Origin of the sequence: Aerolutibacter ruishenii (assembly GCF_007830115.1) — a bacterium.
Taxonomy (GTDB): Bacteria; Pseudomonadota; Gammaproteobacteria; order Xanthomonadales; family Xanthomonadaceae; genus Aerolutibacter; species Aerolutibacter ruishenii.
Genome location: NZ_VLKP01000002.1, coordinates 266,076 through 280,203, shown reverse-complemented (window position 1 = coordinate 280,203; position 14,128 = coordinate 266,076). Strand labels below are relative to the sequence as shown.

Sequence of the window (14,128 nt, the reverse complement as noted above, 5' to 3'; positions counted from 1 at the left end):
CGCCCGGCGCCTTTCCAAACGCCCCCGTATTGTCCCCAGGAAGCCCATGTCCGTCGCCCCGCAGACCGCTCCGCCCCCCGCCTCCGCCCTGCACGTACTGGGCGCGCTCGCGCTGGAACTGCGCGGCGATGCGCCGGTGGCCCGCGACCGTCTGGCCCCTACCGAGATTGGTGCGCTGGCCGCGCTGGTGGCGCGCGATCTGGCCAAGCTCGCCCCGGAGGCGACAATGCTGGAACTGGTGACCGTGGGCGCGCACTTCGATCCGATCGAGCTGCTGCGTCCGGGCTGGCCGCTGCACCGCGAGCTGGATGAACTGGCCGCGCGCGCTCCGCGCGACCCCGCCGCACCGCTGGACGCCGGCCGCGTCATCGCCTTCGGCGCACACGAGCAGCAGTTGCCCGGCGCGCTGTCACCGTCGGCGGATTTCATCGGTGGGCCGCTGCGGCTGGTGCCATTCGTGCTGTCGGGCGGGGCCGAGGTGGTCGCGCGCGTGGGCGATACCTTCGAACGCGACCTGCTTGAGCGCGGCATGGCCGGCGCCGACACCGCGCTGGCCGCGCAGGACGCGTTCGGGCTGGCGGTGGAGCACGCGCGCTACCTGACCGTGCACGACCTCGCCGCGATGATGGCGATGCAGTACGAGCACGCCGGCCTGGCACCGCTGTGGCCGCTGCTGGAAACCGCGCTGCTGGAACCCGACGGCGAAGCATGGCTGGATGCACTGCCCGAGCCGCTGGTGCGCTACGCGCAGGGCGAGGCGCGCATCGCGATGTTCACGCCGGCCGCGTGGCACGCGCGTTATGCGCCGGATGCGCCGTGTGACAGCGAGGAAGGACGCGAGCGCCAGTACCGGCAGCACCGCCATTTCGAGGCGCGGCAGCGGCAGATCGCCGCGGTGCTGGCGGCGCATGGGGTGGCGGTGAATTTCGTGCACTGCGATGACGCGGGATTGGCGCGTGAAGCGCTGACCTGAGTTGCTGGGGGGCGGGACTCAGAACTCGGCTTCGAGCAGGTTGTAACCGGCGTCCTTCATGCCGAGGGCTTCGTAGGTGCGATGGGCGTTGGCGTTGTCGCGCTCCACGTACAGGCGCAGGCCGACCACGCCATCGGTGGCGCGGGCGAGCTGTTCGACGTGGCGGTACAGGGCGGCGAACACGCCCTGGCGGCGGTGTGCTTCGGGTACGTACACGCTCTGGATCCACCACCAGTCGCCGTTGCGCCAGTCGCTCCACTCGCGGGTGAGCATCAGCGTGCCAACGGGTTCGGCGATGGTTTCGTGGCCGGCGACCGCGGCTTCATGCATCGCAATGAAATAGCGCGCCTTGGCCGGGTCAGCGAGGCCCGCGGCGACGCCGGCATGGACCGTCCGCTCATCGAGCCGCTTGTGCTCGGTCTCCCACGCCATCGCCCGCGCCCACTGCGCGAGCAACTCAACGTCGGCGGCATGCGCTTCGCGAACCCGCAGTTTCATCATCGACCGTCCTCTGCCCACACCACTGTGTACCGCACTGGAATCCACGCACCCACCACACCTCAGGGCGAAGCCTTGATCACCCCGCACGCCACGCGCGCGCCGGCGTTGCCGGTGGGCTGGGTGGTGTAGTCGTCGGCCGCGGCATGCACGATCACCGCGCGCCCGACCACATCGTTGGCCGCGCCACCGCCGAGCACCACGCCCTCGGCATGTGCGTTGACCTTGGCCACGCCTTCGGCGTTGGCGACGATATTGTCCATGTCGCCACCGTGGTGGTCGCCGTGGCCCACGCGGCCGTGCGGCCTGGCGCCGGGGTTGAAGTGGCCGCCGGCACTGGTGGCGTCGGCCGCGCTGCAGTCGCCCTTCTCGTGGATGTGGATGGCGTGGGTGCTGCCCGGGGCCAGCCCGCCGATCTCGCCAGTCAGGTGCACGCCGTTGCCCATCGGCATCAGGCTGAGCTTGCCGCTGACCAGGCTGGCCGAGGCAGGCGAGAGCGCGACGTGGGCGCTGGCCACGGTGGAACGGCTGGCCATTGCGGGTGTCGACTGCGATGCGGTTCCGGTGGGTGCGGTGGTGGCGCAGGCGGCCAGCAGGCCGGTGGCGAGGGTAGCGACGAGGACGTGCTTCATGCGGAGTCTCCTTTGGGGAATGGGGGGCGGCGGCGGCCCGGGCCCAGCTTGCGGGTGAGGGTGTTACGGCCGAGTCCAAGCCGGGCCGCGGCGGCGCCACGCTGGCCGCCGGTGTGCTCCAACGCGATATCGAGCAACGTGCGGTCGAGCAGCGCCGTGGCGCGGGCGTGCAGGTCGGTGGTACCGGCAGCGAGTTGGGTCCGGGCCCAGTCGGCCAGCGGTTCGCACCACGCCGCGGTCGCTGGCGCGATCGGTACGCGGCGCGGAACGGCAACGGCATCCGTCCCGCTCTCGGTGCGCCCGTTGTCGGCGGCAGGGCTGGCAGCCGACGCGGCATGCGCGCGGCTTTCGCTGAATCCGGCACCACCGAACGCGGCGTCCACGTCGGCGCGGGTGATGGTCTCGCCGGGGGCCAGCGCGGCCAGGCGCCAGCACACGTTCTCCAACTCGCGCACGTTGCCGGGCCAGGGGTGCGCCACCAGCGCAGCAAGCGCCGGCTTGGCGAAGCGCTTGGCCGGCGCCTGGAACCTTGCCGCGGCCATGGCCAGGAAACGCTTGGCCAGCAGCGGGATGTCCTCCCGGCGCTCACGCAGCGGCGGCAGGCGCAGGCGCACCACGTCCAGGCGGTGCAGCAGGTCGGCGCGGAAGCGGCCTTCGCGTACCAGTGCCTCCAGATGCTGGTGGGTGGCCGCGATGACGCGCACGTCCACCCGGATCAGCTCGCGGCCGCCGACGCGGAAGAACTCGCCTTCGGCCAGCACGCGCAGCAGGCGGGTCTGCAGCGGCAACGGCATGTCGCCGATCTCGTCGAGGAACAGCGTGCCGCGGTGCGCCTGTTCGAAGCGGCCGATATGGCGCTTGCTGGCGCCGGTGAACGCGCCGGCCTCGTGGCCGAACAGCTCCGACTCCAGCAGGTCGGCGGGGATGGCGGCGGTGTTGAGCGCGACGAACGGGCCGTCGGCGCGCGGCGATTCGCGGTGCAGCGCGCGCGCCACCAGTTCCTTGCCGGTACCGGTCTCGCCGGTCACCAGCACCGAAAGCGGCGCCTGCGCGAGGCGGCCAATGGCACGGAACACGGCGCGCATCGCCGGCGCGGTGCCGACCAGGGAGGTGGCGGCGTCAGTGGGCGCGGGTTCGGGCGGCGCGTCGGCGTCGACGCCCGCGGCGCCTTCATCGCGGCGGATGATCGCCTGTGCGGCCAGCGCCACTGCTTCATCGAGGTCGAACGGCTTCGACAGGAACTCGTGCGCGCCACCGCGGAACGCGCCGGCGGTGCTGGCGACGTCGGTGTAGGCGCTCATCACGATCACCGGCAACTGCGGCACGCGTGCCTTGAGCTGCTCGAGCAGGGCCAGGCCATCGTCGCCGGGCATGCGCACGTCGGTGAACAGCAGGTCGGGGGCGCTGCGGGTGTCGAGCGCGGCCAGCGCATCGCGCGCGGATTCGAAGGCGTCGACGGCGTAACCGGCCTCGCGCAGCGCGGTCGCCAATACCAGGCGCACGCCGCGGTCGTCGTCGACCAGCCAGATGCGGCCGTGCGAAGGGGTGCTCATCCGTCACGTCCTTCGCCGGAGGCATCCTGTACGTGCTCTCCAGATCCGGGGATGGGCGAATGGACGGTGGGGGCGGCGGCGGGCGTGGCGGCGACGCTGTCGCGTTCCGCACGGCCATCGTCGTTCGCGTTCGGCACCATCGTCGCTTCGTCCGCGACATCGACCGGCGGTTCGGGCAGCCGCATCGGCAAGTGCAGGGTGAACACGGTGTGGCCGGGACGCGAGCGGTAGACCAGCGTGCCGCGGTGTTCGCGCGCCACCTGCTGCGCCAGCGCCAGGCCCAGGCCGGTGCCTTCGGCGCGACCGGTGACCAGCGGCAGGAACAGGCGCTCGGCCAGCTCCTCGGGCACGCCGCGGCCGTCGTCGCTGATCTCCAGGCGCAGTGCGACGGGATGCAGCTCGTCGCCCAGGCGCAGGCCATGGTCGGCGCGGGTGCGCAGGGTGATGTGGGTGGCGCCGGCCTCGATGGCGTTGCGCACCAGGTTCCACAGCGCCTGCTGCAGGCGGTCGGCGTCGCCGTCGAACTCGGGCAGGCTGGGGTCGTAGTCGCGCACCAGCTGCACCGCCCAGCCGGCGTCGGCCTCGGCCAGGCGCAGCACACGCTCCAGCACGGCGTGGATGTTGAGCAGGGCGTGCGCCTGCGGCGGCGCGGGGTTGAGCAGGCGGTCGAGCAGGCCGGTCAGGCGCGCGACTTCGCCATCGATCAGGGCCAGCAGTTCGCGTTCGTCGGCGTTGTCCTCGCGCGCGGCGGCCCGGCGCGCGAGCAGCTGTGCGGCGCCCTTGACCCCGGCCAACGGGTTGCGCAGCTCGTGGGCCAGGCCTTTGAGCGCGGCGGACAGGGCCGAGGGCAGCACCTGCGCGGGGTCCTCGCCGGGGAATTCATCCACCGGATGCGCTTCGACCAGGGTGCCGCCATCGTCGCGCCGGCTCAGCCACAGGTCGGCGAAGCGCGGCGCGCCATCGGGGAAGCACAGGCCCAGCCGGCGCACGCGCAGCGGTGCGCCGTCGTCGATCGCGACCCGCGCCAGTGCGGTGGCCAGACGCTCGTCGCCGCCGTCCAGCCCAACCAGCGGCCACCCGACCAGCCTTCGCGCGCCGACCCCCAGCCAGCGTGCGAAGGCCTGGTTGCATCCGGCGATGACCCCAACCGCGTCCAGCCACGCCACGGGCGTCGTCAGGCTCTCGAGCTCGGGGGCGGTGCCGGTCATTGCACCAATATAGTGCAACCAGTGCACAACGGGCGAGGCGCAGTCAGCCTTTCAGTACTGGGCACACAACCAAAGTTCCGACACTTTGTTCGACGTTTGGTTGTTTCCCGCTGTTCCAACTATGGTTGGGGCGTGCGACAGTGAGACGCACGAAAACACGGTATGTTGCTGATATATGTGAAAATATACCTATGCGTCTAGCGGGTTCGAGCCTCAGCTATTCGCATAAATGGGCGATGGCAACGTGGGGTATGCCCTCCAGACATGCCGGAAAACATCGCCCGCCAAGGTGTCGATATCGTCCTCGTCGTAGGCATCGACCGGAAGCCCGGTGGCGTCAGCGTAAAGATAGTCGTGGATCACGACGCGAACCGCATCCCGGTTGGTCTCCGTGGCCTGCCAGTTGGAGATCTCCGCCAAACGCATCTTCACGGCCGATAGCAGGCCCTTGGACACCGTCTTCAGCTTTTCGATGCTTGCCTTGTCCAGATCGGGCTTGCGAAGCAGGTCGAACAGGGCCAAGGACTCTTCGTCCAAGCCCATCTCCACGGCCCGATGCTCTTCCTCGCTCATCTTCTCAGTCAGCAAGGTGAGATGCTGGAAAGTTGCTTCGATGGTGGCTCGATCCTTCTCTTTGTTGTACTCGGCCACGATCTCTTCGTACCGCGCCTGCAAGTCATTACGCAGGGGATTCAACTTGAGCAGCTGGGCCAAGCGCGACTCGATGATTGCCTTTAGGCTTTGGACCACCGTGTGCTTTCGCCGGCTGCTCTGGAACTCTTTCAGCAGCTGCTGGAAGTCGATCTTGCTGATATCGAAGAGATGCCGATCATTGAGCGATCGACCATCCGGCCCAAGTTCCGGGGGCTCGGCTGTCACGATCGCTGAATCGACCTCACTCCGCAGTGCGTTGATGATGTGGCTGATGTCCGTCTTTTCCACATCCTGCTGCAGGCTCTTGTAGACGACATTGACCACGTCTACGCGGGCGCGCCGTGCATTAACGCCATCGACGTGAACGCAGGCTTTGAAACGGTTGGCAACATCCCTGGCCATGAGCTCGAAGCGCTTCCGCACCTCGTCGTTCTCATTGATGGATTCCTTGGCGTCCACGATGGCTTTATTGCGTGCGAACCCAGCACTATCCAGGATTGTCGACAGTGGGATCCCGCGCTTTTCCATCCACACAGAAAGCTCGGCAAGCGAGGCATCCAGTCGATCGAGCAACGCCTCCTCGGGCTGGGCGGGATCTGTCCCCTCGCCATCGCCCGTCACACCGTCCGCCCCCGTTCCAGCAAAGGTGGCCAAGGCGTGCCGCAAGTTCTTCAGAATCCCGCAGTAGTCCACGATCAGCCCGTTCGTCTTACCTTCGGCCACGCGGTTGGCGCGGGCGATGGCCTGCATGAGGGTGTGGGCCTTAAGTGGCTTGTCCAGATAGAGCGTGCCCAAGCTGGGAACGTCGAATCCGGTCAACCACATGGCGCACACAATCGCGACCCGGAACGGATGCTCGGTCGACTTGAATGCATCCTCCATGCTCAGCGGCCTCGGGGCACCGGGGACGCTCCAGCCTTCCTTCATGAGCCGCCGATGCGGCTTGATATCCAGACCTAGCTTCTGGAACCGCTCAACTTCGCCCTGCTCCTCGCTCACCACCACAGCAAAGCGGGTGCTGCCCATCCACCTGAGCTGGCGCTCACGTTGGGCCAAGGCCTGGAGGTCTGATTCCCGATTCTTCTCGATGCTCAGCGCATGAATGTGCTCCGTCCAATACTTTTCAATTAGCCCGTGCATCCGCACGCAGGTCGGCTTGTCAATGCATACAAACATTGCCTTGCCACTTTCCCAGCCTTCGGCGTAGTGCTTCACGAAGTCTCGGGCAATTCGGTCTAGGCGCTCGCCGGCCGTGATGACGTGGTAATCGCGGCCCATGGCCTGTTCCAGCCGCCGCTGGGCGTCCGGATCGGCGTTGAGCTCGTCCTCGAACTCGGCCAGCTTGTCGGCGATGCGCTGGTTCAGGTCGTCGGTGGCGACCTTGAGCTTCTCGCCGCGGGCGTCGTAGTACAGGGGCACGGTGGCGCCGTCGTCCACCGCGCGCTGGAAGTCATAGGTGGAGACGTAGTCGCCGAAGACCCGGCGCGTCACCTCGTCGTCGCCCATCAGCGGGGTGCCGGTGAAGCCGATGTAGCTGGCGCCCGGCAGGGCATTGCGCATGTTGAGCGCCAGCGTGCCGTACTGGGTGCGGTGCGCCTCGTCGCTGATCACGATGACGTCGTCGCGCCGCGAATACGGGTTGTCCGGGTCCACCTGCTCGTTGAACTTTTGCACCAGGCTGAAGACGTAGCCCTTGTGCTGGCCCAGCAGGGCTTTCAGGTGCGTGCCGCTAGCCGCGCGGGCGTCGTCGCCCTCTCCCACCACGCCGCAGCCCACGTAGGTCTGGTAGATCTGGCCGTCCAGGTCTTCGCGGTCGGTGACGATCACGAAGGTGTAGTTGCCGCCCACCCGCCGGTGCACCTTGCGGGTGAAGAACAGCATCGAATAGCTCTTGCCGCTACCTTGCGTGTGCCAGAACACGCCCAGCTTGCCTTGGTTCTGCGCGCGATTGGCCACGGCGCGGATGGCGCGGTTCACGCCCAGGAACTGGTGGTTGCGCGCCACGATCTTGATGGTGCGCTCGCCCACGTCGTCGAACAGGATGAAGTTCTCGAACAAGTCAAGGAAATTGCGCTTATCGCAGACGCCCTTCAGCAGTGTCTCCATGTCCACCACGCCGGGCTCGGCTTCCTCCAGCCGCTTCCAGTTGTGGAAGTGCTCGTACTTGCCGCCCAGCGCGCCGACCTTGGCCTCGCTGCCGTTGGCCAGCAGCAGGAAGGCGTTGTGGTGGAACAGATGCGGGATGGTGTCCTGGTAGTCCTTCAGGTTCTGGTCGAAGGCCTTGCGCAGGTTCTTGTGGATGGTCTTGCATTCGATGAACAGCAGCGGGAGGCCGTTGACGAAGCCGATGATGTCGGGCCGGCGCCGGTACAGCTCGCCCTTGACCCACAGCTCGCGCACGGCCAGGAAGTCGTTGTTCTCCGGGGTGTCGAAGTCGAACACGCGCAGGGTGCGCGCTTCCAGCGTGCCGTCGGGCTTGCGGTAGCTGACCTTCACCCCGTCGCGGAGAAGCTGGTATTTCTCGCGGTTGGCCGCCATGCCGCGCAGGCCGGCGCCCACCTCCACGATCTGGCGCAGCGCATCCCGGTAGGCGGCGTCGGGCAGGCCCGGATTCAACGCAATCAGTTTCTCGCCCAGGATGCGGGTCAGCACCACCTCCTGCTCGCTCTTGCGGCCGAAGCTCCCCTCCGGGCCCAGCACCTCGGTGTTGTACGCATACTCGCTGCGCCAACCCAGCGCGTCACGTAGGTAGTCGGCGGTGGTCTGCTGGACCAGCGTGTCTTCGTTCAACGGCATGCGGAAGCCCCCTGTTCCCAGCCTATCAAACCGCTAGTTCGCCGCTCATCAAGCGGGGGAGCAGCAGGTCGCGGGCTTGGCGGAGCTTTTCGTTCTGTAGCTCCAGCTCGTCCATCAGCGCATACATTGGGGACACATACTCTGCATACTCATCACGCAAAGCGGGCGGAGGAACTGGAGTCCGCCACTCTTCGATGTGTTTTGGGCGAAGATGCAGAACGGTGGCTCCGGTTGCCTTTTCTCGCACCTCCAAAGAAAACGAAGAGAAGCGCAGAAGTGCATGAAACCAATGGGAGGCGAACGCTGGCTTTGGCACCAGCTTTACCATGTCCATGGAAAAGACAGCATCATCGCCCACGATCTTCGGAACAATTGCCGCCTGAGCCACGATCATGGCATCCCTAGTCATGTCTGTTACGGCAACAACTATGTCACCAGCCTTAACAACATGCTGCGACTTATGCTCTCCAAGAAATCGCTTGACGCCACTGACCCGGAATCCTCCGAATCGATTTATGCATTTCAAGTTGACGAACGGCTTCCCGCCGTCCTCAACAAGCTGATCGCTTGAATAGCTGATCCCACGATACAAGTCCGCCACTTCAGAGACGGCAAATATTGCCCATCCCTCCGGCACACCATCCACCACCTTGACGTGCTCGTGGCCGGGGAAGCGCAGGTGCGCGAACCATTCGCGGTACAACAGGCGGACGGATTGCTCAAGCAGCGCGATGCGGCGGCGATTGTTTTCGATCAGGTCGTCGTAGGTGGAGAGAATATCGGCGATGCATTCCTGTTCGCTTAGTGGCGGACAAGGCACCATCAATCGCTTGAGGTCGTTTGCTCTGATTCCCGCCTGGACACCTTGGGTGACAATTGACCGCATCGGTGAGGCCGGTGATTTGAAGTAGTAGTGGTAGAAGCGCGGATCTGTAACCCCAGCCTTTAGCCGCACTCGAATGAGGTGAGACTCAAAGGTCGTAGGCTCCTTGGCATCCACAACGATTGAGCACTTTCCTGCTCCAGACAGAACCAGCGATTGCCGTGCAAAAAGCAGGTCCCCGGGATTGACCAGCATAGTGTCAAGCTCTTTTTCGTTGAGCTGCACAAGCTCCATCTCAATGTCGCCAATACGATCATTGGCGAACAGCTCCCCCATGTTGATCATCCGGAAGCCCGCCCCGCGCACCTTTGAGGGGCGTGTAATGCCGTTACGGGAGGGCAATTCGTACAGATCCTCGAAAGGAAGCATGGTCCAGCTCACGCCCCCAACTCCTCGAAGTTGCGCGCGATCGTCGCCGCCAGCGCCCCCGCCTCCTCGTTCAAGCCCGACAGCTCTAGGTGGATCTCGCGCAGTGCGGCCTCGAAGTCGAAGTCCTCGTCCACCTCCTCCGGCGCCACGCCCACATAGCGGCCGGGCGTCAGCGACCAGTCGTTGGCTTCGATCTCGGCGCGGCTGACCCGCTTCACCAGCCCCGGCACATCGCGCAGCTCGGCTTCCGGGAAGCGTTCCTGCAGCCACAGCGCCTGCCGGTGGAAATAGCGCACCGGCTTCAGCGCCTCCACCGCCGCCCTGCGGGCCTCGTCCGCGGCCTTGCGCTGGCGGTTGAGGTCGCGGCTGTTGGCGTCGCCCTGCCTGGCGTCCAGCGCATGCCCGGCCAGTTTGTAGAGGTGATCCACCGCCTTGACCAGGTCGCGGCTGGCGTCGGCCAGCGGCGCCAGCCTGGCTGCAGCTTCGTGGAGCTCGCTGTTGCCCGCACCGTCCGGGATCCCGTCCGCGGCGACGGCATTGGCTTGGGTGTTGAAGGCCACGAAGTCCCGGTGGAACTGTTCGACGGCATCATCCAATGCCCTCTGCGCCGCGAATGCCTCTCCCTCTTGCAGTTGGCTGCGCAGCAGGTTGGCCCACGCGGCCAGCGCCCCGTACGCCTCGCGCAGCGGGGCCTGGCTGGCCAGGGCGGCCTGGATGCAGGCAAGCAGATGCTCCCGCACCAGCGCCAGGAAGCGGCCCTGCTGGCCGCGGTAAAGCCAGACGATGCTGGTCAGGTTGGCCAGTTGCTCCGGGCTGAAGTCGTAGATCTTTCGCGTCACCTTGCGGTAGACGTTGCGGGCATCCAGCATCAGCACGTAGTCGCGGTGCTGCGCGGGCTTAGCCTTGTCGAAGAACCACAGCTCGCACGGCACGGTGCGGGTGTAGAAGAAGTTGCCGCGGATGGCCACCATCACGTCCACGTCGCCGGTTTCCACCAGCTTCTGGCGCACCTTGGCTTCGTCGCGCCCCGCGCTGGACGCCTGCGAGGACATCACGAAGCCCGCGCGGCCTTGCGCCGAGAGGTAGCTGTAGAAGTAGGAAATCCACAGGTAGTTGCCGTTGCTGACCTTGCCCGCCTTGTTCACGCCGGGCAGGCCGAACGGCAGGCGCGGGTCGTTGCGGACCTTTTCCGCGTCCACCTCGTCCACGTTGAACGGAGGGTTGGCCATCACGTAGTCGGCCTTGCCCAGCAGTTCGTGGGGGTCGCTGTAGTAGCTGATGGCCTCGGCGATGTTGCCCTGCAGCCCGTGCACGGCCAGGTTCATCTGCGTCAGCTTGATGGTGGTGGCGTTCTTCTCCATGCCCCAGAAGGTCAGCGCCTTGCTGGGGTCGCCGTGGTTGCGCTCCACCAGGTTGGCGCTCTGCACGAACATGCCGCCGGACCCGCAGGCCGGGTCCAGCACGCTGCCGCGCTCGGGCTCGATCAGGTTGGCGATCATCTGCACGATGGAGATGGGCGTGAAGAACTCGCCGCCGTCGTGCGCGCCCTGGTCGGCGAACTGGGTCAGGAAATATTCGTAGATGCGACCGAAGATGTCGCCGCTAGCGGTCTTGAGCTCCTCCGGGTTGAGCTTGCGCAGCAGCTCGCCCAAGTCCTCGTTGCCGATCTTCTGGTAGTCCGCCTTGGGCAGCACGCCGCGCAGGGCGGCGTAGTCGGCTTCGATGCCCTCCATCGCGGCGATGATGGCGGCAGCGCGGTCGGCGGAATCCGGAAGGCTGACCAGATGGTCGAATTGAGCTTCGGGCCGCAGGAAGATGGCACCCTGCTGGCTGAAGTCTTCCTTGGTCAGGGCGCGAACCTTGCCGCCACGGCTGGGCAGCCCGGTCTCTATCTGGGGCTTAACTGCCAGGAACCGGCTATAGGCATGCCGCAGGAAGATAAGCCCCATAACGGGCATGAAATACTCATTGCTTGCCAGGCCGGAATTGGCGCGCAGCAGGTCAGCAGCGCTCCAAAGGCGCTTCTCGATGGCTTCGATATTCTGGAGTTGGCTCATGCCGGGGATTGTGGCAAATGCCTAGCCACAAGCATAGGCAGGCCAAGCCTGCCGAGGCCTTGTCACTGTGGCTGCGCTCGAACACCGGCGAATCCGGCTATTACCATCAGGGCGGGGTTACGGGATCACTTCCCGCTCTGCCACGCATCCATACCCTGGAGGTTGAAGGGGAAATCCACACGCGTCGACGGGATGCGCTTAGAGAACTCCCGCATGACCGTAATCGACTTTGCGCATTGGAGTGCAAGCTCGGGGGCCACCTGGACCACCTGCATCACCTGAAGCGCAATGTCCTTTTGACGCTCGCGTCCGCTGGCGCATTCATTCATTTTGACAACTTGAAGAGCCCGTTCGAGTGCTCGCTTGACGTGAGTACGGGAGAACTCCCCATTCTGCGCCAAGTACCTTGACCGGTATCTGTGGTGGAGGTCGGGATAGTGCTCCCGGACCACGTCCGCCCAGACGCCGAACTCGCGACAAAGGAGCGCCAGTGGCGGCAGGACTTCTGCGTCGGAACATAGACGGTCCATGCACGACCCAATCATGGCGAGGTTGCCTTGAATATCCCGCCGCCTCAGAGGCACTTGAGTGAAACCATCGGCGCGATCGAACAGAAAGGCGGAGGATACCTCTTCAGGTCGCTCCAAGATGTCCCCGATTTCGCAGCCTTGGAATGCACAGAGATTCAAGTACTGAGTAAGAGTCGGCAGGGCGTTATGGCGCCTACGGCTCTCAACTCTGTTCCACAGATACCCGCGAACTGCAGGCGGAAGCCTTTCGCCCGAGAGAATCCGCTTATGAAGCCCTGCCATGAAGACTTCAATGCGCATTTCCGGTATTGGATCGTCAAGAGCGGAAACGTAGCACCCGAATCGCCGCAACACTCCGTCGACCCACCTTGGAAACGCCTCAAGCTCGCGCCACTCGCCCGAATGACCCAATGGACAGCGGCACGCTTGACAGTTGCGCCTGCTCGCATACGACCTTAGGAATGACTGCGCTGCGCCGCACTGAGAACACCTACCTTCGAGCAATACACCATGTGTTGGGCAGGTGGATAGCTGTGAAAACGCCAGATGGAGAGGCTCGAAGCTGGTCCCTTCGTTCCATTCAAGGTAACAACGGGGACACCAGCGCCTTTGGTGCTCTCGACCGTCCCGCGTGGAAAGGCCTTGCCGACCCAACACGCCTGCTACGTTATGGAAGGTTCCTCGAAATAGGTCTGGCTGCCCTGTCAGTTTCATAAGGGCTTCCATCAGCCACCTGTAATGGCTTCGGGGCCCCGTCCAGCTCGACATGTACCTTGCACTCTGACGCGAGCCTGGCTCCCCGGCTTCGTTCTTAAGGATCGATGCGAGGAGATGGATCGATATGCCGCATGTGTCCGACATTCGGAGGGCATAGTGATACAACGACTCCGTCGTCCCTGATGCCTCGTCCCGCCTCAGAGGCAGTGGCGGCAAAGGTGTCCAGTTGTGGATTAGCATTCTGGGGGGCGCTATTCGGGGGACTTGTCCTACACCCATATCTCCGTAGCAAGACGTGAGACTTCTGCTGGATTGTGCGATTTATACGCGATCCAGAACTCGCGAACGTCCTGCCAGAGAGTCTCCAGCTCAGCTTTGGGGTAGTACGCCTGCTCAATGTCGGACTTGATGATCTCCACGCGGCCTGCATCTGAGGCGTGCTGTGCAGCGCGATCAAAGAGATTGACAACTTCCCCGCATACGGCGGCCGTGGTGACGGCGATCTCCGGCGCAAGCTTCGCAGGCAGATCGGCGGTCCGAAACTGGTAACGTTCGCATATCGACTTAAGCATTCGCAGGAAGCATTGGCGGTCCTCTTTGATCGAGACGTCGTATGGCGCCAACCAGATCACATCGGCGCGGCGCCTTATTTCGGACCTGCCCTCCCAAAGCTTTGGTCCGTTCTGGATCGAGGTCATCAAGGACATCGCTCCTATGTCCTCTGTCAGAGACATAATGTTCATGATGTGCTGAGCAGGAGATTTATCTCGATGGTTGATGCACATCGCGGAAGCGTGCTCGAGGCTGAGCAACTTCAGACCCCGGGCTTTCGCGTTATTTCGAAACAGGGACCACGCTTTGATCTCCGTTACGTCCTTGCTTAGCCCAGCCCACACCTCGCGAGACTTTGACAATGCGCTCCCGCCTTCATGAAAATCGCGCGCTTCTGCGTCATCGATGAGCCAGTCAATGTTTGGTACGAACATCTGCTCCAGGCAATCGTGGGCCAAGCCTCTGGAATTGAAGTATGAGTTCTCGGCCAGAAGCGTCATTACTTCAATGCAAGGGATCATGCCACCTTGCCAATGCGCGGGTTTGCCATAGATAGCCCTGAGCACGTTTCGTCGTAGCGTCGTCTTTCCAACACCACCGACTCCGATTAGGAAGATCAGACGCCCTGGCCTATGGTTGTCGATACACCTGAGCAATTGGCCTCCGGCGCGAACGTAGTTTCTGTGCTTTATGCTTATCATCAGGC

10 protein-coding genes are annotated in these 14,128 nt (G+C 64.6%); 1 reads left to right on the top strand and 9 read right to left on the bottom strand.

Annotated features, from left to right (window positions below; genetic code table 11):
- The first annotated feature begins 46 nt into the window (after positions 1-46).
- The gene (locus IP93_RS03525; RefSeq protein WP_144812054.1) at positions 47-973 is read left to right on the top strand and encodes a hypothetical protein; all 927 of its coding nucleotides are present in this window, start codon (positions 47-49) and stop codon (positions 971-973) included.
- Positions 974-991: 18 nt separating this feature from the next.
- Here IP93_RS03525 and IP93_RS03520 read toward each other — a convergent pair whose 3' ends face one another.
- The 9 genes from IP93_RS03520 to IP93_RS03480 form a co-directional block, all read right to left on the bottom strand.
- The gene (locus IP93_RS03520) at positions 992-1,471 is read right to left on the bottom strand and encodes a GNAT family N-acetyltransferase (RefSeq protein WP_144812052.1); all 480 of its coding nucleotides are present in this window, start codon (positions 1,469-1,471) and stop codon (positions 992-994) included.
- 62 nt (positions 1,472-1,533) lie between these two features.
- Positions 1,534-2,103 carry a superoxide dismutase family protein gene (locus IP93_RS03515; RefSeq protein WP_144812049.1) on the bottom strand — a complete coding sequence of 190 codons (570 nt, stop codon included), beginning with the start codon at positions 2,101-2,103 and terminating at the stop codon, positions 1,534-1,536.
- On the bottom strand, positions 2,100-3,656 hold the full coding sequence (gene ntrC, locus IP93_RS03510; protein ID WP_144812047.1) for a nitrogen regulation protein NR(I): 1,557 nt from the start codon (positions 3,654-3,656) through the stop codon (positions 2,100-2,102). Before ntrC ends, IP93_RS03515 begins: the two co-directional genes overlap by 4 nt.
- The gene (locus IP93_RS03505) at positions 3,653-4,864 is read right to left on the bottom strand and encodes a two-component system sensor histidine kinase NtrB (protein ID WP_144812044.1); all 1,212 of its coding nucleotides are present in this window, start codon (positions 4,862-4,864) and stop codon (positions 3,653-3,655) included. Before IP93_RS03505 ends, ntrC begins: the two co-directional genes overlap by 4 nt.
- A 213-nt stretch (positions 4,865-5,077) precedes the next feature.
- Positions 5,078-8,314 (bottom strand): type I restriction endonuclease subunit R, encoded by a 3,237-nt coding sequence (locus tag IP93_RS03500; protein WP_144812041.1) that lies wholly within the window; start codon positions 8,312-8,314, stop codon positions 5,078-5,080.
- A gap of 25 nt (positions 8,315-8,339) precedes the next feature.
- Positions 8,340-9,578 carry a restriction endonuclease subunit S gene (locus IP93_RS03495; RefSeq protein ID WP_144812040.1) on the bottom strand — a complete coding sequence of 413 codons (1,239 nt, stop codon included), beginning with the start codon at positions 9,576-9,578 and terminating at the stop codon, positions 8,340-8,342.
- On the bottom strand, positions 9,575-11,623 hold the full coding sequence (locus tag IP93_RS03490; protein ID WP_144812037.1) for an N-6 DNA methylase: 2,049 nt from the start codon (positions 11,621-11,623) through the stop codon (positions 9,575-9,577). The genes IP93_RS03495 and IP93_RS03490 overlap by 4 nt, the downstream gene beginning before the upstream one ends.
- A 125-nt stretch (positions 11,624-11,748) precedes the next feature.
- Positions 11,749-12,453: a hypothetical protein gene (locus IP93_RS15835; protein WP_242006718.1), complete on the bottom strand. Its 705-nt coding sequence runs from the start codon at positions 12,451-12,453 to the stop codon at positions 11,749-11,751.
- Between the two features lie 686 nt (positions 12,454-13,139).
- Positions 13,140-13,922: a hypothetical protein gene (locus tag IP93_RS03480; protein WP_144812033.1), complete on the bottom strand. Its 783-nt coding sequence runs from the start codon at positions 13,920-13,922 to the stop codon at positions 13,140-13,142.
- Positions 13,923-14,128 lie beyond the last annotated feature (206 nt).

Excerpts from the sequence above, each read along its gene's own strand:
- IP93_RS03525 (WP_144812054.1), top strand. The coding sequence starts at position 47 with ATGTCCGTCGCCCCGCAGACCGCTCCGCCCCCCGCCTCCGCCCTGCAC.
- IP93_RS03520 (WP_144812052.1), bottom strand. The coding sequence starts at position 1,471 with ATGAAACTGCGGGTTCGCGAAGCGCATGCCGCCGACGTTGAGTTGCTC.
- IP93_RS03515 (WP_144812049.1), bottom strand. The coding sequence starts at position 2,103 with ATGAAGCACGTCCTCGTCGCTACCCTCGCCACCGGCCTGCTGGCCGCC.
- ntrC (WP_144812047.1), bottom strand. The coding sequence starts at position 3,656 with ATGAGCACCCCTTCGCACGGCCGCATCTGGCTGGTCGACGACGACCGC.
- IP93_RS03505 (WP_144812044.1), bottom strand. The coding sequence starts at position 4,864 with ATGACCGGCACCGCCCCCGAGCTCGAGAGCCTGACGACGCCCGTGGCG.
- IP93_RS03500 (WP_144812041.1), bottom strand. The coding sequence starts at position 8,314 with ATGCCGTTGAACGAAGACACGCTGGTCCAGCAGACCACCGCCGACTAC.
- IP93_RS03490 (WP_144812037.1), bottom strand. The coding sequence starts at position 11,623 with ATGAGCCAACTCCAGAATATCGAAGCCATCGAGAAGCGCCTTTGGAGC.
- IP93_RS15835 (WP_242006718.1), bottom strand. The coding sequence starts at position 12,453 with ATGCGCATTGAAGTCTTCATGGCAGGGCTTCATAAGCGGATTCTCTCG.
- IP93_RS03480 (WP_144812033.1), bottom strand. The coding sequence starts at position 13,922 with ATGACGCTTCTGGCCGAGAACTCATACTTCAATTCCAGAGGCTTGGCC.